The following is a 21,333-nucleotide window of genomic DNA, read 5'->3' as shown; positions in this document are numbered from 1 at the left end:
ACCAATAGATTTGATACTCTTCGATGTCCCTACTCCTCAAGCTCGGAAGCAGCGATGACGTCGTCGTTGCCCTCGAACCCGTAAAAGCCGGCGAGTTTCTCGCTGAACTGCAGATCATCGCGCTCTCCGATATTCCGCCCGGACATAAGCTGGCAACCCGCTCCATCGCCCCCGGCCATCCCATCCGGAAATTCAACCAGATCATTGGTTTTGCGACGCAGCCTATCGCGGTAGGAGAACATGTCCACACTCAGAATCTCGCCGTCGGTGATTTTGAACGGGACTACGCCATCGGCACCGAAGCATCTCGAACGAACCTGGTTGCCCCAGGAGAAGAAGCTGTCTTTCAAGGCTTTCGCCGACCTGATGGCCGTGTAGGAACAAGGAATTACGTCGGGGTTTTGCCGACCGTCAACTGTTCGGCTACCGTCGCCCGCCGTATCGCTGCGCACTTTACGCCGGACATCCTTCGCCAGTATCCCAGTGTTGACGGCGTCGTGGCGCTTACCCACGGGACCGGGTGCGGGATGGCCAGCCATGGCGAACCTGCCGATCTCCTCCGCCGGGTCTTCACCGGCTACGCGACTCACCCAAACTTCGCCTCCGTTCTCCTTCTTGGCCTGGGCTGCGAGACCAACCAGGTCGATCAGCTCGTCGCCCTCGCGGGCGATTCCGGTTCGATCCGTATCTCGACCATTCAGGAAGCGGGTGGAACCACAATAGCAATCAAGGACGGAATTACAACGGTTTACGAGATGCTGGAGAAAGCCAATCTTGCGGTCCGCGCATCCGCTTCGGCTGCAAATCTCTTGGTGGGTCTGCAGTGCGGCGGCTCGGATGCGTACTCGGGAATCAGCGCAAACCCTGCTCTCGGCATCGCCGTCGACCATCTCGTCCGCAATGGTGGAACCGCGATTCTGTCGGAGACGCCCGAGATCTACGGAGCGGAGCATCTGCTCACGCGACGCGCTTCACGGCCAGAGGTCGCCCAGCGCCTGCTCGATCGCATTCGCTGGTGGGAAAACTACACAGCTCACCATCAGGGTTCCATGGATAACAATCCTCAGCCCGGAAATAAGACCGGCGGCCTCACGACTATTCTTGAAAAGTCCCTCGGCGCCGTCTCCAAGGGTGGGTCGACCGATCTGAATGAGGTTTATCTCTATGCGGAGCAAGTACGTGCGCACGGACTCGTCTTCGTGGATTCCCCAGGCTTCGATCCGGTCTCCGCTACAGGTCAGGTGGCCAGTGGGGCAAATCTGATCTGCTTCACGACCGGACGCGGTTCGGTATTCGGCTGCAAGCCTACTCCTTCCATCAAGATCGCTTCGAATACCGCACTGTTTCATCGTATGTCCGACGATATGGATATCAACTGCGGTTCGATCCTCGATGGGGGTCAAAGTGTGGAAGACAGCGGAGCTGCGATCTTCAAAGAAATTCTCGAAATTGCCTCCGGAAAACTGACCCGAAGTGAGATTCACGGATTCGGCGAAGAGGAGTTCCAGCCCTGGCTTTTAGGTGCCACTCTTTAGTCCTGCGCCACGGAAGTTGCAGGAAACGGGATGCAGCCAAACGGCGAAAGGTCTAGCATAGAAAGTAGAAATGTTGGCGTTTCATCGCCACGAATTTGACTGTTTAGAAAATCGAGGAAGCAATGGCCACCAAGGCAGAGGCATTGACCCAGGCACCTGCGGTCACGGATCAACAGGAACGCGAAACGGTGTTCGATATCTTTCGCCGATGGGGGTATCTGCAAGCCTCGCTTGACCCTCTCGGGCAGTATCTCCCGCCAGAGCCTTTTCCAACACCGGCTCCTGAGGGAGAGTTGGCAGCAGAAGCTCGTAGCTACTACTGCGGCACCATCGCTGCCGAGTTCATGCACATCCCCAGCCCAGAGCATCGTCAATGGCTGCAGGAGAAGATGGAGCAGAAGCCTCCGAAGCCGAACCAGGCGCACATTCTTACCCAGTTGATTCATGCTGACCTGTTCGAGCAAGTGATCCAGTCGCGTTACCTTGGAACCAAGCGATTTTCACTCGAAGGCCTCACGGCGCTGATTCCGTTCCTCGATCGCATCTTCGAGGTTGGCTCTGGCCTCGGTGTCACCAAGAGCATATTAGCGATGGCTCATCGCGGACGCTTGAACGTAATGACAAATACGATCGGCCGCTCACCATCGGAGATCTTCACAAAGTTCGAAGACGTCGATCCGCGCAGCACGATGGGCGGCGGCGACGTGAAATATCACATGGGCGCAACCGGCGATTACACTGCGCCTGATGGCAAGATCGTCAGCCTTCACCTTGCATCGAATCCCAGCCACCTCGAAGCCGTAAATCCCGTCGTGATGGGCCGCACGCGAGCGAAGCAGGAGCGCATCGGCAAGGGAGGCAAGCAGCAGGTGCTTCCAATCATCATCCACGGCGATGCAGCATTCGCGGGACAGGGCATCGTTGCAGAAGCCCTGAACATGGCTACGCTACACGGCTACCACATCGGCGGAACCATTCACGTAATCGCGAATAATCTGCTGGGCTTCACCGCGATCCCTGAGGAGTCGAACTCCAGTCGGTTTTCTACCGATCTTTCGAAGCGCCTTCCGATACCGATCTTCCACGTGAATGCAGAAGACCCTGATGCCGTGGTTCGAGTCGCAGGCATCGCCATGGAATATCGCCAGCGCTTCCAATCCGACGTTGTCGTCGACCTGATTGGCTATCGCCGCCATGGACACAGCGAGGTAGACGATCCAACCGTTACACAACCCCGCCGCTACGCCGTCATCAAGGACCACAAGCCTCTGTATCAGATCTATGCCGAGAAAATCGGTGTGAATCCGGCCAAAGAGGCGGAGAAGATTCAGCAGGAGCTGCTTGACCAGCAGAAGGCGGCCACAAAGGCCGATCGCATCCCGAAGCTCTCCGAGCTTCCGGATTACTGGGACAAGTACAAGGGTTGCGAGTTCGATCCTGCGGATGAGGTGAACACGGGGCTTTCTGCGGAGCGTGTGGGCGAGCTCGTCCAACAGCTCACCACTGTTCCGAAGGACTTCCACATTCACCCAAAGGTGAAGAAGCTGTTTGAGCAGCGACAGGAGATGGGTTCTGGAGCGAAGCCCTTCGACTATGGAATGGCCGAGCTCGTCGCCTGCTCCTCCCTGCTCGAGGACGGTACTCTGGTCCGTTTGACCGGGCAGGACTCGCAGCGCGGAACGTTCAATCAGCGTCATGCTGTCGTTGTCGATACCGAAACCGAGCGTCGTTACTCGCCTCTCTCTCACCTGAGCGACAAGCAGGGACGTTTTGAGGTCTACAACTCCCTGCTCTCGGAAGCCGCTGTGCTTGGCTTTGAGTATGGATTCGCGCGCGACTACCCTGAAGCCCTGGTGATGTGGGAGGCGCAGTTCGGCGACTTCGCGAACGGCGCGCAGATCATCATCGACCAGTTCATTGCGGCCGGCGAGGCGAAGTGGGGTCTCCTCTCCGGCGTCGTGATGCTGCTGCCGCACGGCTATGAGGGACAGGGGCCGGAGCACTCGAGCGCGCGCATCGAACGCTACCTGCAGCTCGCCGCGAATGACAATCTTCAGATCTGCCAGCCTTCCACCGCAGCCCAATACTTCCATCTGCTGCGTCGGCAGGTGATGCGCTCGTGGCGTAAGCCACTGATCGTCTTCACGCCAAAGAGCATGCTCCGTCACCCGGACGCGTCCTCTCCCCTTGCGGATTTCGGCCGCGACCGTTTCCTGAATGTGCTGCCGGACAACGACGTGAAGGATCCGCGCCGCCTTCTGGTCTGCAGCGGCAAGATTGGGCATAACCTGCGCGTGGAGCGCGAGAAGCGGAAGGATTCCAGCGTCGGCATCATCTTCCTGGAGCAGATGTATCCCTGGCCTGAGGAAGAGTTGCAGGCTGCGCTCGATCAGCATCCGGGCGCGGAGGAGATCCTCTGGGTCCAGGAGGAGCCTGCCAACATGGGAGCCTTCTTCTATGTCATGCCGCTGTTACGACGTCTTGCCCGCGACCGCGCTGTTCTGAGCGTGAAGCGCAGCGCAAGCGCGACGCCTGCCACAGGGTCGGCGAAGGCACACGACATTGAGGAGAAGACTTTGATCGATATGGCGCTGGGGGCCGCTGGCGACCACTAGCCCTCCTACCGTTTTTGCGCAAAATATTCAATCGAGAAGGTTTAGGTCGGAACCTCGTGATTTGGGCCTTCTCGAGAGTGATTTTGCAAGCTCCAATCATGGATCTCATGGATCGCAAAAAGGATAAGGCCCCGAAGCGTCGGGGCCTTATCCTTACCTCTAGTATAACAAACGAGACGGCGCAAATAGGCACTTTAACCTATTCATATCAATAGGTTTACCAGATTTTCCTCTTGACAGGACAATTCCTCGACAGGAAAGCGCGTGGGCGTACAGGAAACTGCTATCGCAAGGTTACACATGAACCCCATGCGCAAAGGGACGCCCGTGGGCAGTCCCCTTTTGCAAAACCCGTTGTCGCTGGCCGAAAGCCGTTAAAGTTTACAGGGGCTGAACGTCCGAAGCCTGCCAACCCTTAGGGCCCTTTACTACGTTGAACTGGACTGCTTGGCCTTCCTGGAGGCTTTTGAAGCCGCTCGTGTTAATCGCCGAGTAGTGAACGAATACGTCCTCACCATTCTGGCGGCTAATGAAGCCAAACCCCTTTGCGTCATTAAACCACTTCACTGTTCCCTGTTCCATGTTGTTTCTTTCCTTCGTTTCCAACTGAATTGCCGTAGATACAAATCGGGGTTCGCGCAGACAATCATTGCAAGAAAACCAATCTGTTTCAAACGATGTGAGAAGGTTAGCATACTCGCCAAATTTTTTTCAGAAATCTTTCGGTTGCACTATTTCCAGTGCAATGAAAACGATGCGGGAAATGCAGCTGTATACCTGACATCAGACAGTTTGCAGGTTGGAAGACCAGTTGCTTAGCACTTCTGAGCGAAGCCAGCTCCGTGTGGTGCCAGTCGGTGCGCGCGCCTACGCGCCAGCAGCGAGATGAGAGCGCACGATATCCTCGGCCTGGGCCAGAACCTGATCGAGGGTTAGCGACGTGGAGTCCAGGATGACCGCATCTGGCGCGGGGCGCAGCGGGGATTCGGCCCGGTTTCGATCGCGTTCATCGCGATCGTTCATCTCACGCAGAATCTTCTGTTGAGCCCATGTCTGCTCAGGCGTAGATTCTGCAGGGATATTTTGCGGAGAAGATTCCTCCCCCGCGCGCCGTGGCACGATGACCTGACGGTATCGACGGTCGCCGCGAACTTCCGGTGAGGCATCGAGGAAGATCTTCACCTCTGCGTCGGGAAAGACCGCAGTACCAATATCACGACCCTCCATCACGACTCCTCCCTGGGCTCCCAGGGCGCGTTGTTGTTCGACCATCCATGCGCGGAGACGGGGGTGCACGGAGATGCGGGAGGCCGCGGCCGTGACATCGGTATCCCGGATGCGGCGGGAGACATCGATTTCGTCGAGGAAGACCCGGTTGCCTTCAGACTGGGGCTCCAGGCGGACACGAGTGTAAGCAGCAAGTTCGAGCAGAGGCTCCTCTTCATCGAATGCGAGGTCGTTTTCGATGGCTTTGAGGGCAAGTGCCCGATACATGGCTCCGGTCTCGAGGTTCAGAAAACCGAAGCGTCTCGCCAGATGAGCCGCCAGGGTGCTCTTCCCCGCGCCAGCAGGTCCATCGATTGCGATGATGGGGCGTTCACGCCGGGGAGCGGGAGCAGGAGTCGGGTTGAGATCGGCTTCGGTTCGATTCTTCATGCGCGGCTTATCTTATGCCTGTGCTGGCGGACTAAAGAGAAGAAGTTTTGAGGGTTTCCAAAACTGCTACTCCTCGCGATCCTTGATCTTGCGGGCTGGAGCTCCGCGTTTTCCGAAGGGCTTCTTGTTGCCCTTGAACTTGTCGAAGGGACCGGAGTTGCCTGCCGGTCTTCCGGAGGGGGGACCACCGGCTCGCTTCGCGAACGTTCCTCCGGAGGAACCGAAGGGCTTCTTCTTTGCAAAGCCCGGAGCTCCACCTGGACTGAAGCGTTTCGGCCGCTCCGAGGTCTGTTCCCCGGACGCCGCGAAGGACTTCTTTCCGCCAAAGCTCTTCTTGGGACCGAAGGACTTACCTGCTCCAAACGATTTACCTGCCCCAAACGATTTGCCCGCTCCGAAAGACTTTCGGGGTCCGGTTGCGCTATCACCACCGGAGAACGGCTTACCACCGGCAAAGGGCTTTCCGGCTCCAAAGGACTTTCCGGCTGCAAAGGGCTTCTTCCCGTCGAACGGCTTTTTCGGCCCGAAGCTGCCACTCCGGGGCGGACGCGATTCAAAGCCTCCGGAATCCCGAGAAGAGCCTTCTGGCCGCTGTGCACGGAAGCTGCTGCGCGGCGAGTCGAACTTGCGGAACGGCGGCCCTGAACGTCCGCTCTTCTGGCCACGGCCCTGGTCGTCGCGCTCGCGGGAGGGACGACGCTCCTCTGAGAAATCGCGGCGCGGACGCGGGGCGTTGTCGCCTTCGTTGCGGCGGAAGGCCGGCCTGTCTTGGGAGCTGCTACGAGGGGAACTGCTGCGAGGAAAGCTGCTGCGAGGCTTGTCGCTGAACGAACGAGGTGGTGGACCTGACGGGGAACGCCTGGCTTCTCCGTCGAAGCGAGGCTTGCGTGGCCCCGACTCCTCTCCCGTGGCGCGACCGGGACGCTTCTCAAAGGAGCCTGGGCGGTTCACCTCGCGGCCTCGTTTTTCTTCATCCCAGGGACGAGCAAAGTCGCGACGCGGCGGACGGGATTCGGTGCGGCGATCGTCCTCACGACGCTGAAAGGGACGGCGCTCTCGATCGGAGCTGCCTTCCGGCCGCGAAGGTCTGCGATTTGCGCCTTCGCGGGTTACAAATGTTGCTCCGCGTTCTCCATGTTCGGATCTACGCGGCGAAGGTGCCCGCCGCGTAGACGGGACAAACTTTGCAATGCGCTCGGTCGACTGCCCTTCGTTGGCGGCCCCTTCCGTCGTCACCACGATGGCGTCTACATCCTCCGGCAGGGGCTCGACAACAGGAGATGCAAATACGGGAAGCTCTCCCGGAACGTAGAGTTGGCTCTTGCCGTCGATGACGATGGTCTCGAGCTGACGCCCGGCAGTAAGGGCGCGCACCACTTCACGAATGCGTGAGCGCGAAGCCAGGGGCGAAAGGAAGGTTTCGATCTCCTCTTCGGTAGGCAGAATGGACTGTCCGAGGTAGAGAGAGACAAGCGCGGAGAGCGCGGAGGGCAGACCGGCATTTGTACCGGACTTGATCTGTTTCGTGTATCGGGTTGTAGCAAGCTCCCACAGAGTTCGTGTGCCGTCGGCCTGGGGCACGGGCAGCACGCGGAGATGATCCCAGAGCTCGGTAAGAGCGCGGAGCGCAGCGGCCTCCGTAACTTCGTTGCTGAGCTCGGTAGCGAGTTCAGAAGCGGTGAGACGCCCTTTTGCCGAGAGGAGGTTGTAGCTTGCGAGGGCAAGCGGCGAGACCTTGGCCGCACCGCTGGTGACGGGTGGCAGTTTCCATGCCTTGTCGCCGCGAAGAGTGAAGACGTAGGACAGCACCGCAGGCGAGGCGAGAAAGTCGGGAATCTCGGAGCCGGCGCCCGTCGGCGATCCGAACAGATGCAAGGGGACGACGGCGCCTTCGGCGACCAGACGCGCAAGAAGGGTACGAGGCTCCTCAAGCTGAGAGAGTGTGGGCGCGGGAGTGACCTCGCCAAGAACGACCTCGACAAAGCTGGGAGCCGGAATCGGAAGCTGCTGCGAGCGCGGGGTGTAAAGAACCAGGCCGGTCGTGTTAATCCATTCGCGCAGCAGATCGAGCGTAAGAAGAGGCTGGGCGTCATGGTGCCAGTGCGCGAGGCGTGTTGCGGCGAGCTGGCCGGCAGTGGGAGCTAAGGAGGTATTCAACGTAATGCCTTCCTGCCGGGCGCGGTGTTGGGCGCAACGGCAAATCCATAAGCCTGGGCTGACGGATGACGATCCCCGTTTTGAAGTGGGAGCGGCGTGCGACGGATGAGCGCAGAAAATCTCCGCTGCACGTCGTCTTCTAGGATACCGCATCCCAGGCACGATGTGGGTGATCGACGCGGAAGTTCAGCAGTATACTGCTTGCCCGGAAATGCCAGGCGAATTGCCCTTTAAAGCGGGCAACGTCGGTTGCGGTGCAGATCGTCTGAGGTTGGATGCAGGTTGCATGAACCTGCGTCGGAAAGGAGTTCGCTATGACAAAAACTCTGTCCCTTCTCTTGGTCGCTGCAATGTCCATAGCGCTCGAGGCGCAGACCCCGGCATCTCCTCAGGCTCCCGATCCCGCAATGACACCCGGAAGCACGCAGACAGGCTCACACCCGCCTGCGGCGACGGATGCCGCAACGCCACAGGCAAGCCAAAAGACGGCGCAGCTACAGGCGGCCAGCGTCCAGGCGGAGCTGACAAAGGAAATCGACAGCAAGAAGGCAAGGATTGGCGATGAGGTGCATGCGAAGACCGTCAGCGAAGCCAAGCTCCCCGATGGCACGCAGCTTCCCAAAGGAACGAAACTGGTAGGCAACGTCGTTGAGGTTAGGGCGAAATCAAAGCACCAGGATAGCTCTCACCTTGTGCTGGCGCTGAATCGCGCAGTCCTGAAGGATGGGCAAGAGATGCCGATTCGGTCTGCGGTCACATCGATGACCGCTCCTGCAGCCAGCGCAAATTTTGATATGGCCCGGGCAGGCGGTGCGATGGGCGGAGCACCCGCGGGAGGATCAGCAAATGCAGGCGGCTCGGCGACCGGTGCAGCTTCGCCGTCTACAACGGCTCCCGCGATGTCCGGCGGCGCAATGTCCAGCGGGATGAGTAACCCCCAGCAGTCAGCCACCGGAGAGATGCTGAAGAGCTCTCAGGATCGCGTAGCAGTCGGAAATAAACCGAAGGTTATGCTGAGTGCCCCGACAACGCCTGAGAGCGCGAGCGTACTGGATGCCCAGGGAGAGGATATCTCTCTGGAGAGCGGGACGAAGTTCACCGTTAATGTGGCTTCGACGAAAGGCTTGGGAGAGGGAGTCTAGAGCCGCAAATCTGAGTTGCGTTCTCTAACACCACAGGCGGCCTTCTTCGGCCGCCTGTGGTGCGTATGGATCAAATGCGGTGAAAGGCCTTTTGTATGTCCTTCAGGGAATATCGTAAGGCGATCGGGCGTCCATGGGGACAACTGGTGGGATGGTCGGTCTTCGCCAGCTCGGCAAGAAGCCAGTTGATCTTCACGGGATCGAGTGGAGTATTGATCTTGATCGCGGCGTGACAGGCGATGGAGGCGGCGATGCGGTGACGACGGCTCTCGGAGTTTTCCACCTGCTGCTCACGCTCCGGCACGGAAAGGACCTCTTCGAGCATACGCTCGAGCTCGCGCCCTTCGAGGCCCACCGGTGCCGCCTTGATTGCGATCGTCTGCGGGCCGAAGGGCTCCGCCTCAAAGCCATTGCGTTCGAGCTCCTCGGCCAGCCGGGTAAATGCGACCATCTGGGCAGGAAGAAGGTCGATGAGAAGGGGCATCAGGAGACGTTGACGCTGGACACGCTCAACCTCCCGATCACGCAGAATCTTCTCGAAGAGAACGCGCTCGTGCGCAACGTGCTGGTCGACGATCCAGAGGCCTTCATCGTTGATCGCAAGAATGAAGGAGTCGCGAAGCTGGCCGAGCGGCTTGAGGGTTGCCAACGCGTTGAGGGTACGGGCCTCGCTGTCGGGCTCGAGGCTGGCTCCAGAAGCTTGCAGATCGTAACCAACCGGAATTGGCGCGCCATCGAAGGCTAGTCGGCCGGGGGAGGCCGGTATTGGCGCGGTCTCCAGCGTGAAGGAGGTGACATCTGCATATGTAGGGGGAGGCTCGGAGCCGAAGCCTGCGGGCTCGCGGAGAGGGTCGAAGGTGGGCTGCTCTGGACCGCCGGGGAGAGGGCTGACGTCGACGAGGAGCGACGCGCTGGCAAGCGGCGAGTTGTTGAGCGCCTGCAGAAAATCCGCCGCTGGGCGCGCGTGCATCAGTGCCGTGCGCACCGTGTCCCGCACGAAGTCATGGACGAAGGCCGACTGGCGGAATCGAACCTCGGTCTTCGCTGGATGGACGTTGACATCGACCTCCTGGGGCGGCATCTCGAGGAACAGCAGGACCACCGGATAGGAGGTCGGCGGAATGATGTTCCGATAAGCCTCGGTGAGGGCGTGCAGGATGAGGCGATCGCGGATCAGGCGTCCGTTGACGAAGACATAGATTGAATTGCGATTGAGCTTCTGCAACTCGGGTTTCGAGATGAAGCCGGAGAGCCGGAGAAAGCCGGGTGCGGGCGGTTCATAGTGGGCCTCGCGCTTCCAGGGCGGAGGTTCGGGGAGGCCAGCGCGGGTGAAATCGATCTCGGCAGCGGCAGGAATCATGTGCGAGCTCGTCTCCCTGCCGAAGATCTGAAAGAGGCGATCGGAGGTGGTCGCCGCTGTGGGCGCGGTAAGGAGCGCCTGCGTCGAGGAGTGGAGCTCGAAGTGGCGCGTGGGGTTCGCCAGCGCATAGTGGGTGACGAGCGCGGCGATGTGGGAGAGTTCGGTCTGCTCGGAGCGAAGAAATTTGCGCCGGGCAGGTGTGTTGTAGAAGAGATCCCGGATGGTGATGGTCGTTCCAATAGGCAGGCCCGCGGGTTCGACGCGGAGAATATTTCCCCCGGCAATCTCGACGATGGTTCCGGCATCTTCCTCGGCGGCGCGCGTCTCGAGCGTGAGACGCGAGACAGAGGCGATCGATGGAAGTGCCTCGCCGCGAAAGCCAAGCGTCGCAATGGAGAGCAGATCGTCGGAGGTGCGGAGCTTCGACGTTGCGTGACGTTCGAAGGCAAGTAGAGCGTCGTCGGCCACCATGCCGTGGCCGTTGTCTGCAATGCGAATCAGCTTGCGGCCGCCGGCCTCTACCTCGACGCGAATACGCGTAGCTCCGGCGTCGAGTGAATTTTCAAGCAGTTCTTTCACCACGGAGGCGGGACGTTCGACCACTTCGCCGGCGGCGATCTGGTTAGCCACCAGGTCAGAGAGAATGCGAATGCGGCCCATGTCCTTGATTGTATGGCGATGTCTCCATGCGGAAAACAACAGAGAGACCGCGCCGCATCCTAGAGGAAGAGGTATAAGAAGATGATTCGTAAATTGAAGACAGGTGAGTTCCGGATTTATTCGCGTCATGTGGATCCAAGGACGAAAAAGCGAAAAAATCTGGGAACGTTTGCGACACGGGAGAAAGCTGAAGAGCGCGAACGTGCGATCCAGTACTTCAAGCAACATTCGTGAAGGCCTTAAATCGCTTTATCGCCCGGGGGGCATCCTAAATGGCTGTGCTTGGCTCACTTGTGATTGCCGCAGGAACCTTTCTTTGGCTGTTGCCGTTTTTGATCGCGAAGCGCGGCGCAGGCAGCGCCATCGCGGTAGACCGGCGCGCCCGCTGGGGTCTGCTGATTCAGGTAGTGGGATATGCCATGATGCTCCTCGGGGGATTCTGGACCGTAGACCATCTTTCCTGGCGGATCCTGGCAGGAGCGTGCTTCTTTGCGCTGGCGGCGCTGCTCTCATGGACGGCGACACAGGCGCTCGGAAGGCAGCTACGCTTTGATGCCGCAATCCACGTGGAGCATAAACTGGTGCGCACCGGACCCTACCGGGTCATCCGGCATCCGATCTACGGCTCCATGCTGTGCCTGCTGTGGGGAATAGGGTTAGTGACTGCGCCGGCGTGGTTGTTCCTGGCAGCAACGGCCGTGTTCCTTGTGGGGACGGAGATTCGGGTCCGCATCGAGGACGGGCTGCTCAAAAGGCGGTTCGGGAACGAGTTTGATCAGTTCAGACGCTCGGTCCCCGCCTATCTTCCACCCGTTCGGTAGCATTCGAAGAGGTGCGGTAGATCGCTCCCATTGCAAGAGAGATCTACCGCGTTTTCGAAGCTTTCGAGATTAGCTGGAGCGTGCGATACGGAAGCGACGGTAGAACTCGCCCCCTCCGCCACTGAGAAGCCCCAGCGCAAGAAGAGCCAATGAATCCGGCTCGGGAACGGGTGACGCACCGTTTGCCAGTGTTGCGGTGAATGTTCCGTAGGACGCGGCCTGACCGTCGTTGTAGTAAAAGGCATAACCACTTGTGGAATGGAAGGTAAAACGGTTGGGCGAAGCTCCAATTGTCTCCGCAAAGGTGATGTCGTTCAATTCTCCGTTCAAGAACCGAACAAGTGTGTTGCCGGTAGCGCCCGCAAGAGTGAAGGTTTGCCCGTCGATATCGAATATCACGTTATCGAGCTTTCCATTGGCGACTGTGTAGTCCGACACGCCCGTCGACGAAGGTGCCCCCTCAAGCGTTATCGACCCCGTTCCTCCATAGAGAGAACCGGACGACGGCGCAAGCACGAGGTTATAGGTGACTGTATCGGCAAGGAGGGTAGCTGGAGCGGAGAGAACCAGGGCGAGGGCAGAAAAGGCTAAAGTCTTGAAAAAAGAGTGCATTTATACCACCTGAGGAATGAGCTTCGTATATCGGTGAAGCAAGTCAGACGCCAAACGCACCTTCCCCTCTCTTTCCTTAGTTCGGGCTCAATTCGCTTAAACTTTGCACACACGGTCAATCCCATGGGAAAAGTTTTGCCTATTCACCCCGTGTTCAGGGCCGAAGGATGGCAAGAGTTTGCCCACCCGTGTTTTTGCAGAATTGGGGCCAACGATAAAAATTGGCCAGACCTCTCAGAAATTCTGTAAACTTCGCACGCCATCAGACAGCAGGCAACTTCAGCAGCGAAAGAGTGCGGTCATCCATAGAACCGAGGAGCGATCCAATGACATTGCAGGGTACGAACCGGCGTGAGTTTGTAAAGATGGGCGCGGCAGTAGCGGGAACGGTTGCGACATGGAATGCGACCAGCTACGCCAAAATTGTAGGTGCCAACGACCGCGTGCGGGTGGGCGTGGTGGGCTGTGGCGACCGAATGAAGCAAGCCTTGATTCCCTCCTTTCACATGCACCAGAAGGAGATGAACTTCGAGTTTGTCGCAGTGTCGGATATCTGGAATCGGCGACGCGAAGAGGGCGCGGCCTATATCGAGAAGGTGAGCGGCAACAAGGTCGATCCTGTGCGGAACAACGACGAGCTGTATGCGCGCAAGGACGTCGACGCGGTGCTGATTGCCACGGCGGACTTTCAACATGCACAGCATGGTGTGGAGGCAGTGAAGGCCGGACGCGACGCTTATGTTGAAAAGCCGCTGGCCCACACGATGCCGGACGCCTGCGCCATTCGAGACGCAGTCCACGCCAGCAAGCAGGTGGTGCAGATCGGAACCCAGCGGCGAAGCACGCCGAGTTATCAGAAGGCTTACGAGTACATCAAGTCAGGCAAGTTCGGCGACATCGTGATGGTGGAGATGACGTGGAACGTCAATCAGCCGGGGCGTTGGCGGAGACCGGATGTTGTGCCGCTGCTGAAGGAGCAGGACACGGACTGGAAGCGCTACCTGATGAATCTTCCGCATGAGCCGTTCGATGCGCGGAAGTATCTTGAGTTCCGGCTGTTCTGGCCCTACTCGTCGGGAATTCCGGACCAGTGGCTGGTCCACCAGATCGACACCGTGCACTGGTTCAGCGGGTATCCTCACCCGCGCAGCGTGGTTGCGAACGGCGGCAACTATCTGTGGCATGACGGTCGCAAGAACTGGGACACGATGACGGCAGTCTTCGACTACGGACCGGCGGACGATCTGACCAAAGGCTTCCAGGTGCAGTATTCGTCGCGATTCACAAACTCCGCCGGAGGGGTAAAGGAGCTCTACTACTCGAACGGCGGAATGCTGGATATGGACAAGCAGACGGTAACCCCGACGGGCGGCCTGACGGCGAAGTCGGCGGCGGAGATGAAGATGCAGGCCAATCAGCTGGAGCCCTTCTCGCTGAGCAAGGCCGTGGAGGAGACATCCACTTCGGCCAACACGGGAGCGGACAGCCAGACCTCGGCCAACATGCGCAACTGGATGGAGTGCGTGCGCTCGCGTAAGACGCCGAATGCGAGCGTCGATGCAGGTTACAGCCATTCCGTCGCTCTCTGCATGAACATTGCCGCAATCCAGACCGGACAGAAGGTCACCTTCAACGATAAGACCCAAGAGGTGATGGTTGGAGGCAAGGTCTATGCGTAAGCTGCTGGCGCTTTGCTGCCTTGCAGGGTTGTCGATAGGAGCGAATGCCTTTGCGAAGGATGGCAGTAAGGGGGTGAAGGTCGTTACAGATGAGGCGAACAAGCGCGTCGATATCACCATCGACGGCAAGCCGTTCACCGCATACGTGTGGCCTTCCACGTTGAAGAAGCCTGTCCTGTTTCCGCTGGTCGCACCAGACGGCGTAACGGTGACGCGCGGCTATCCACTCGCTCCGCGAGACACGGAGCGGGTGGATCATCCGCACCATGCGGGCCTGTGGTTCAACTACGGCAACGTAAATGGTTTCGACTTCTGGAACAACTCCGACGCCATCAAGCCGGAGAATCGCGTGAAGATGGGGACGATTCACCATGAGAAAGTCGTCTCCGTCAAAAGCGGAGAACACGGCGAACTCGTCGTGGATTCGGTGTGGGAGACAGGCGCGGGGCAGAAGATCTTCAAGCAGAGGACGAAGTATGTCTTCTCACAGAAGGGCGATGCCCGCACCATCGATATGACGGTCACCCTGCAGGCCCTCGACAAGGTCGTCTTTCACGACGATAAGGAAGGCGTGCTGGGAATCCGCGTCGCTCACTTTCTCGAGTCACCCACGGAGAAGGGCGGCACCTTTGCTGATGCGAGCGGACGGGAGACGAAGGTGGAAGGCAATACCGCAGGAGCCACCGGAGTCTATCGGACGAGCGAAGGAGTCGAGGGCGACGCTGTATGGTCGACCCGAGGACGCTGGTGCGAGTTGACGGGCCACACCCCGGATGGACACACCGAGACGATTGCAATCTTCGATCGCAAGAGTAATCCCGGATACCCGACATATTGGCACGCTCGCGGCTATGGGCTGTTCGCGGCCAATCCGCTGGGAAGGAAGATCTTCGACCCGAAGCAGCCGCAGTTCGACTACACGGTGGAGAAGGGCGATTCAACAACCTTTCATTACCGGATCACCATCTCCTCGCACTCGGTGATGCCGGAGGAGATGAACCAGGCTGCGGATGCGTTCGAGGCCGAGGTGAAGTAGGCATTTCGCATAACAAGGAAAGCCGCCTCGGCAGATGAGGCGGCTTTTGTTTGTCTGTTGCAAGCTGAACGGCGCTAAGCGTAGATGCCGTCGCGATGAATGCGTCCCAGCGGAGCGTCGTTGAAGGCGGCAGCGGGGGTATCCATAGCCTTCTTGAAGGAGGTCTGGAAGGCCTGCATCTCCGACGGCAGGCCGACAGTGACACGCACGTAGGTTGGCCATGCAGCCCAGCTTCTGCCGATGTGCACGCCGTCCTTCGCCATCAGGGCGCGAATCTGCGGGCCTGGCCGTTTGACGTCGATCATGAAGCAATTGCTCTCCGATGGAATGAAGGAGTAGTTATTCGCCTTCAGCCATGCAAAGGTGTTGTTTCGCGTGTCGGCGATCAGCTTCTTGCGCGTCGGTACCAGCTCGGGGTCCATAAGGCTTGCCTGCGCCGCAATCATGCCGGTGATCGGCATGGGCGACTGGCCGTAGGTCCCCAGCTTCTTGAGCAGGTCGGGCCGGGCGATCGCAAAGCCGCAGCGGATACCGGCCATGCCATAGATCTTCGAGAAGGTGCGCAGGATGATGACGTCCTTGCCCGCTTTGACGTGGTCGATGGCCGAGGTAGCGTCAGAGAGGTGAATATAGGCTTCGTCCACCAGGACAACGGTTCCCGCAGCCTTGTTGCCTATAACGTAGTCGATCTGTTCCTTGGTCGTGGTGGTTCCGGTGGGGTTGTTGGGATTGCAGATGTAGATGAGCCCCGCATTGGGATCGGCCTTCACCATGGCGGCAACGTCGTGCGAGTAATCCTTGGCGAGCGGCACGGCGTGAATCTTCGCACCGGCAATCTCGGCGGCGCGCTGGCCGGCCTCGTAGGTAGGATTGCCGCAGACAAAGCTGCGCGTCGACGAGGTAAACGCGAGAGAGGAGTAGTGAAGCGGCGGGCTGGAGCCGTCGTACACCATCACGTGATCGACGGGAACGCCCATCTGCTCGGCAAACATCTTCATCAGGCCGAAGTAAAGCGGTGGAGCGTACCGGCCGCCGTTGGGGATGATGTCTGTGATCGCCTTACGAGCCGAATCGGAAGGTCCGAGAGGATTCTCATTGGCGTCAAGGTAGATGCCATTCATCGAGAACTCGGGAACGGAGGCGGTTCCCCTGGCTGCGTGGGCGAAGTGGGCCTCGGTAAGAATGGGGGCAGCAACGAGGGTAGCGGAGGCAGACCGGAGGAAGGAACGGCGGGAGAGAGAACTACAACCGGAAAGATCGTTCGAAAGAGAAGGCATGACTGGCTCCTGACGTGAAAGCAGTTCGGATCGATAAGTTGTCTGACCGGGGAGAATGAGCGCGAGGAACGGACGGGGTTGCACTCGCTGCGGATAGCGTACCCCCACCAGACCTCTTTCACAAGAGATTCGTGACGAACGAAAGGCCGCCCGTGTGGGCGGCCTGCGAACCACGGAGAAACAGATGCTTCAGCGTTTCTTCTTCTTCGGGGACTTCTCTGCCGGTTCCTTCTCAGCTGCTTCCGCAGGTGGGTTCAGTGGATCCGTATCACGATCGCCGATCATGTGGAGCCTCATAAAGTTGGTAGCTCCCGACCGGGTGCGGGTTCCGGCGACGATGCCGACGATCTGGCGCGCCTGAACCCGGCCATGGCTTTCAAGAATCTCTTCCGCCATGTTCACGAGGGTGTCGGTATCGTGAAAGCGACCGCACAGAATGGGATACGTGCCCCACAAAAGCATGGAGCGATTGATGACCTTCTCGAAGGGAGAAAGTGCGTAGATGGGCGGGTCGGGACGGTACTTGGAGAGAAGCCGTGCCGTGCCTCCGGTCTCGGTGAAGATGGCGATGGCGGCGACATCGAGGTCGTCGGCGGCGTGCGCCATACACTCGCAGATCGTCTCGGCGACAGAGAGCCTCATCCCGCGTGGATGACGTGCTCCGGCAGGAGGGTCGAGATGAATCTGGTCCTCGGTCTCGGTAACAATCTTCGCCATCATCGCAACCGCTTCCACCGGGTATTTGCCGGCAGCACTTTCGGCAGAGAGCATCACCGCGTCCGTGCCGTCATAGATGGCATTGGCAACGTCCGATGCCTCGGCCCGGGTGGGGCGCGGGTTTTCGACCATCGACTCGAGCATCTGGGTCGCCGTAATGACAGGCTTGCGATACTCGGCGGCACGGCGAATGATGTGCTTCTGGATGGCGGGAACCTTCTCCGGAGGAACCTCTACACCGAGATCGCCGCGAGCCACCATGATGGCGTCAGTCGCCTCCAGAATCGAATCGAGATGCTCAATCGCCTGCGGCTTCTCCAGCTTGGCGACGATCCAGGCATCGGAGTTCAAGGCAGCCAGCCGGTTCTTGACGTGGCGAATGTCGTCGGCAGTCCGTACAAAGGAGACCGCGACCGTATCGACGCCTTCCCCAATCGCGAAGACCAGATCTTCCTCATCCTTTTCCGTAAGGGAAGGAACCTTGACCGGGATGCCTGGCAGATTGATGCCCTTGTTTTCGCCCAGCATTCCGCCGTTGATGATCTTGCAGACGACGTCGCCGCCCTTGATCTTTTCCACGCGCAACTCAATCAGGCCATCGGAGAGCAGGATGCGCGATCCTGGTTCGAGGTTCTCGGCCAGCGTCGTGAAGGTGGTTCCTACCTTCGAGGCGGTACCGGCGATCTCCTGCGGGGTAATGATGAGCTGTTTGCCGGTGACCAGTTGTACCGGCTTGTGGTCCTTGAGCTTGCCGGTACGAATCTTCGGTCCCTGCAGGTCGGCAAGGATGCAGATGGGCTTCCCTTCCTCCCGTGAAACCTGGCGGACCATGCGAATTAACTCAGACTTCTGAGCATGGGAGCCGTGCGAAAAGTTAAGACGAGCGACGTCGAGGCCCGCTCGCACGAGTTGGCGAAAGACGTCGATTGAACTGGAAGCAGGGCCGAGAGTTGCGACGATCTTGGCACGGCGGCCACGGCCGGTTCCGGACAAAAAGGCCTCGGTAAGGATTGGATTCGCGGAGGTAGTCATAGAAGCTGCTGGATCCTTTGTAAACCGTCGCGGATAGGTCCCCGATGGTATGACCAATAAATTTCGTATGTTCGCCATTCTAACCGTCAGCGGCTTGCTAGCGGTTAAAACGGTTCAGGAAGAAGGAGAAGAGGCGTGCTGCAGGTGAAAGACAAAGTTGAACTCCGCCCCAAACAAAACACTGAGCGAGATGATGTAAAGCCAGAATAGAAGCGCGATTCCGGCTCCCAGCGAGCCATAAACCTGGGAATAGTTGGCGAAACGGGTGACGTACCATCCAAAGGCAAGCGTCGTAACAAACCACATCGTCGTAGCGGCTACCGCGCCGGGCAGAACGCGGCGCCACGGCTGCCGGATAGGCGTCCCCATGTGATAGATCAACGCGATCAGCCCAACCGACCCCGTAAGAGCCACCGCCCAGCGAACGATCAACGCCACAATAAAAACCTCGGTTCGGATGGAAGCTACAACGTGGCTGGCCAGCCAGTGCGTGATGAAATGGCCGAAGACAATCAGAGAGCTGGCGATGGCAAGCGGGATGAGCGAGAGTGGAACCAGGGCATAGGCGCGAGCGCGGCGGCTCCAAAAGGTCCAGCAGTCCAGGGGAAGATCATTCGCTCTGCGGAATCCTTCCATGTACGTCGCGATCAGGCTCGATGCTCCCGTAAACGAAATCAGAAACGACAGAAAAAGGACGTGAGTCGATTTGCTCTTATGCGGCGTGGCGTCGAAGTAGCTCTGCAAAACAGGCATCACTTCGGAAGGAAGAACCCGATCGAAGAACGCTCCCAGCTGGAACCGCAAGGGGGCCGTATCAGGCAGCAGAGCGACGATGGCAGCCGCCACAAGAAGCGCGGGAAACAGTGCCACTATCGCCGAGTAGGCCGCCGACTGGGCCAGATTCGAAACATCGTGCTCCATGGCCCGCAAGGCGGCACGATGAGAGAGGACGGGGATGCGCAGCAGTCTCACGGATACAAGTCTATGCCCGCGAAGATTTCGCACGCCCGCAAGTGGGATCATGCCTTCCAGCGATTTAGAAATTCGGTCACGTCGCTCGATCGCATACTACGCATGTTCTCAAACTCCTTGTTCTCTTGGGAGTAAAGCAGCTTGCCGTTCGCATCGAGCACTGCCATCGCAGGAACTCCCTTCTGGATGGGAACCTTGTACTTCGCGGCCACATCCACATTGCGATCCATGCGGCCAATGTCAATGTGAACCACGACAAAATGCTTGCTCAACAACTCGGCGTTGGGGCTCTGGTGCATGTAGATATCCAGCACCTGGCAGTCGCCGCACCAGTCCCCTCCGAAGTCCAGAATGACGCGCTTCTTCTGGGTCTTCGCCTGCTTGAGTGCCGCGGCGATATCGGCCTTTGGGTCTGCCGTTGAAGAATAAAGATGCTTCTTGACGAACGGTGGCGCCATCTGCGCAGGAACCTGGCTCAGTGGCGCCATCGCAAACGCCAGAGTCACCAGTCCGGTGCAGAAGCGAGATGATCGTGGAAGCATACGGTATAGACCCTCCTGGTACGTCTTCGGGAAGCAGTGGCTCCCTCATCATGCATGACCCTTGCCGAGATCAGCAAGAAGCACCGCCCCCGCTACTTGCCCGCGTAGTAACCATCTCGCGTCTGAACGATGAGATCTTTGCGATGTGCTGTCAGATCAACCTGATGATACCCCTCGGCTGCCGTTGCCTGGTCAGGCGTATATCCCAGTCGATACTGCGCACGCAGCTCCTCTGCAATCTCGTTATAGATCTGGGCAACGGTCTGCTTCTTCGAGATCTCGAAGAGCCTTCCGCCCGTCTCCTCCGAGAGCTGGCGAAGAATCTTCTTTCCATCGACGTGGCTCGGAGCCTCTTGACCACCGCCGCTGCCTCCACGGCCGCCGCCAGGATACCCTCCTCCTGGATACCCTCCTCCGGGGTATCCTCCGCCGGGATACCCTCCTCCGCGGCCAGGGTAACCGCCGCCGGGATATCCCCCTCCCCCCTGATGCCTTCCCGAGTCCTGTTGCGGCGCTTCCCCCTTGAAGTAGATCGCGTAGATGATGGTGTCGGCACGCTGTGCGCTCTCCAGTGCATGGTTCAGAGTCTCCTTGCTGCCCCGGTCCACTCCATCGGAGAGGATGATGAGAGCTTTGCGTCCCTTTTGTTTTTTCATCAGCTCATCGGAGGCCAGAAAGGTTGCGTCGTACAGTGTCGTTCCCCCCGCATACGTCCGCCTGCCACCACGATGACCGTTTGTGTCGCTGCCACTGTTGCTGCCATTGTTGCTGCTGCTATCCGAATCTGGCGACGACGACCTGGGGGCGGGAGTATCGATCTCTTTGAGCGCAGCCTGGAGCTTCGGCCGCGAATTTGTCAGATCGCCCAGAAGTTCCACCTCTCGAGAAAACTGGACGACGAACGCCTGATCGTTTGGCGTTGTCAACATCTGATCGAGAAATGTGGAACTGGCGCTGCGCTCGTCATCCAGCACGCTCTTCTGGCTTAGGCTGGTATCGACTAGAAGACCAAGCGTCAGGGAAAGATTCGAATCGACGTCGAAGTAGCGGATGACCTGCGAATGGCCATCCACTGCAAGATTGAAATCGGACTTTGACAGATTGCGAATCAGCGCGCCTTTTTTATCACGGACGACAACTGGAAGATTGACCAACCGTGCATCAACGGAGAGTTGTGGGGTCGCAGGAGCCGGAGAATCCGTAGAAGTCTTTGCGACGTTGGATGAAGCTTCTTGCGCCAAAGAGGATGGGCATCCATTTCCCGCGAGAGAGGCAAAATAGACCAGAGAGAAGACGTACAGGACTAATCGTGTGCGCATGATGTTTTCTTAGACCAGCTTTTTTGTATTGTGTTTCGGTCTGACCCTGCCTGCCGGGCGCGGCAACCTCCACACAGAAGGAACCACAGGTCTGTAGACCTTAGTAACCCGACGAAGGTTTTCTCGAAAATTTGGCAGGTGCTAAGGTAAATTATCTTCAACAAAAGACGATCTTTGCGGCATCCCTGCGCACCTTCCGCA

16 protein-coding genes are annotated in these 21,333 nt (G+C 58.8%); 6 read left to right on the top strand and 10 right to left on the bottom strand.

What is annotated here, in order from left to right; all coding sequences use genetic code 11:
• The first annotated feature begins 23 nt into the window (after window positions 1-23).
• The gene (locus BDD14_RS21195) at window positions 24-1,535 is read left to right on the top strand and encodes a UxaA family hydrolase (RefSeq protein WP_130420994.1); all 1,512 of its coding nucleotides are present in this window, start codon (window positions 24-26) and stop codon (window positions 1,533-1,535) included.
• 122 nt (window positions 1,536-1,657) lie between these two features.
• Window positions 1,658-4,150, top strand: coding sequence for a 2-oxoglutarate dehydrogenase E1 component (locus BDD14_RS21190; protein ID WP_130420992.1), 2,493 nt, complete (start codon window positions 1,658-1,660; stop codon window positions 4,148-4,150).
• Between the two features lie 381 nt (window positions 4,151-4,531).
• Here the strand turns inward: BDD14_RS21190 and BDD14_RS21185 are convergent, their stop codons facing one another.
• The 3 genes from BDD14_RS21185 to BDD14_RS21175 all read right to left on the bottom strand — a co-directional run bounded on the left by BDD14_RS21185 (window position 4,532) and on the right by BDD14_RS21175 (window position 7,963).
• A complete protein-coding gene (locus BDD14_RS21185; protein ID WP_026386889.1) occupies window positions 4,532-4,732 on the bottom strand; it encodes a cold-shock protein in 201 nt (66 codons plus the stop codon).
• 285 nt (window positions 4,733-5,017) lie between these two features.
• A complete protein-coding gene (cmk, locus tag BDD14_RS21180) occupies window positions 5,018-5,806 on the bottom strand; it encodes a (d)CMP kinase (protein ID WP_130420990.1) in 789 nt (262 codons plus the stop codon).
• 66 nt (window positions 5,807-5,872) lie between these two features.
• Entirely contained in the window at window positions 5,873-7,963 is a 2,091-nt protein-coding gene (locus BDD14_RS21175) for a hypothetical protein (protein WP_130420988.1), read from the bottom strand.
• Window positions 7,964-8,277: 314 nt separating this feature from the next.
• Here BDD14_RS21175 and BDD14_RS21170 point away from each other — a divergent pair, with 314 nt between their 5' ends.
• On the top strand, window positions 8,278-9,105 hold the full coding sequence (locus BDD14_RS21170) for a hypothetical protein (RefSeq protein WP_130420986.1): 828 nt from the start codon (window positions 8,278-8,280) through the stop codon (window positions 9,103-9,105).
• 70 nt (window positions 9,106-9,175) lie between these two features.
• Here BDD14_RS21170 and mutL read toward each other — a convergent pair whose 3' ends face one another.
• Window positions 9,176-11,125 (bottom strand): DNA mismatch repair endonuclease MutL, encoded by a 1,950-nt coding sequence (gene mutL, locus BDD14_RS21165; protein WP_130420984.1) that lies wholly within the window; start codon window positions 11,123-11,125, stop codon window positions 9,176-9,178.
• Between the two features lie 272 nt (window positions 11,126-11,397).
• Here mutL and BDD14_RS21160 point away from each other — a divergent pair, with 272 nt between their 5' ends.
• The gene (locus BDD14_RS21160; RefSeq protein WP_130420982.1) at window positions 11,398-11,946 is read left to right on the top strand and encodes a methyltransferase family protein; all 549 of its coding nucleotides are present in this window, start codon (window positions 11,398-11,400) and stop codon (window positions 11,944-11,946) included.
• A gap of 69 nt (window positions 11,947-12,015) precedes the next feature.
• Here BDD14_RS21160 and BDD14_RS21155 read toward each other — a convergent pair whose 3' ends face one another.
• Window positions 12,016-12,558: a PEP-CTERM sorting domain-containing protein gene (locus BDD14_RS21155; protein ID WP_130420980.1), complete on the bottom strand. Its 543-nt coding sequence runs from the start codon at window positions 12,556-12,558 to the stop codon at window positions 12,016-12,018.
• Window positions 12,559-12,884: 326 nt separating this feature from the next.
• Here BDD14_RS21155 and BDD14_RS21150 point away from each other — a divergent pair, with 326 nt between their 5' ends.
• Together BDD14_RS21150 and BDD14_RS21145 are read left to right on the top strand one after the other, a co-directional pair.
• On the top strand, window positions 12,885-14,237 hold the full coding sequence (locus BDD14_RS21150) for a Gfo/Idh/MocA family protein (RefSeq protein ID WP_130420978.1): 1,353 nt from the start codon (window positions 12,885-12,887) through the stop codon (window positions 14,235-14,237).
• Window positions 14,230-15,273, top strand: coding sequence for a DUF6807 domain-containing protein (locus BDD14_RS21145; RefSeq protein WP_130420976.1), 1,044 nt, complete (start codon window positions 14,230-14,232; stop codon window positions 15,271-15,273). Before BDD14_RS21150 ends, BDD14_RS21145 begins: the two co-directional genes overlap by 8 nt.
• A 74-nt stretch (window positions 15,274-15,347) precedes the next feature.
• Here BDD14_RS21145 and BDD14_RS21140 read toward each other — a convergent pair whose 3' ends face one another.
• The 5 genes from BDD14_RS21140 to BDD14_RS21120 form a co-directional block, all read right to left on the bottom strand.
• On the bottom strand, window positions 15,348-16,550 hold the full coding sequence (locus BDD14_RS21140; protein WP_130420974.1) for a pyridoxal phosphate-dependent aminotransferase: 1,203 nt from the start codon (window positions 16,548-16,550) through the stop codon (window positions 15,348-15,350).
• Between the two features lie 189 nt (window positions 16,551-16,739).
• Window positions 16,740-18,299, bottom strand: a complete 1,560-nt coding sequence (pyk, locus tag BDD14_RS21135; RefSeq protein ID WP_130420972.1) for a pyruvate kinase — start codon at window positions 18,297-18,299, stop codon at window positions 16,740-16,742.
• Window positions 18,300-18,413: 114 nt separating this feature from the next.
• Window positions 18,414-19,322, bottom strand: a complete 909-nt coding sequence (locus BDD14_RS21130) for a YihY/virulence factor BrkB family protein (protein ID WP_130420970.1) — start codon at window positions 19,320-19,322, stop codon at window positions 18,414-18,416.
• Entirely contained in the window at window positions 19,319-19,813 is a 495-nt protein-coding gene (locus tag BDD14_RS21125) for a thioredoxin family protein (RefSeq protein WP_130420968.1), read from the bottom strand. Before BDD14_RS21125 ends, BDD14_RS21130 begins: the two co-directional genes overlap by 4 nt.
• A gap of 92 nt (window positions 19,814-19,905) precedes the next feature.
• Window positions 19,906-21,132, bottom strand: coding sequence for a VWA domain-containing protein (locus BDD14_RS21120; protein ID WP_130420966.1), 1,227 nt, complete (start codon window positions 21,130-21,132; stop codon window positions 19,906-19,908).
• Between the last annotated feature and the right edge of the window lie 201 nt (window positions 21,133-21,333).

The organism is Edaphobacter modestus (genome assembly GCF_004217555.1).
GTDB lineage: Bacteria > Acidobacteriota > Terriglobia > Terriglobales > Acidobacteriaceae > Edaphobacter > Edaphobacter modestus.
The sequence above is the reverse complement of the archived record's forward strand: the minus strand, read 5'-3'. Positions and strand labels throughout refer to the sequence as shown.